The organism is Cupriavidus sp. SIMBA_020 (assembly GCF_046535395.1).
Lineage (GTDB): Bacteria > Pseudomonadota > Gammaproteobacteria > Burkholderiales > Burkholderiaceae > Cupriavidus > Cupriavidus campinensis.
Map to the genome: position 1 here is coordinate 1 of NZ_JAWRWU010001227.1, position 251 is coordinate 251.

Here is a 251-nt window from a genome sequence, read left to right on the forward strand (position 1 = left end):
GCACGGTGCGCGTCGGCCAGTACGTGCAGCCCGGCACGCGCCTGCTGACCGTCGTGCCGGTGAACGCGATCTACCTCGTCGCGAACTTCAAGGAAACGCAGATCGGCCGGATGCGTATCGGCCAGCCTGTCGAGCTGCACGTCGACGCGCTGCCAGACGACACGCTCAGCGGCACCGTCGACAGCTTCGCACCGGGCACCGGCGCGCAATTCGCGCTGCTGCCGCCCGAAAACGCGACCGGCAACTTCACG

General features: G+C 68.5%; 1 protein-coding gene. It reads left to right on the forward strand.

Going from position 1 to position 251, the window contains the following annotated elements:
• A partial coding sequence (locus tag SB751_RS33440; protein ID WP_410749426.1) for an HlyD family secretion protein occupies positions 1–251 on the forward strand: 251 nt, incomplete at both ends.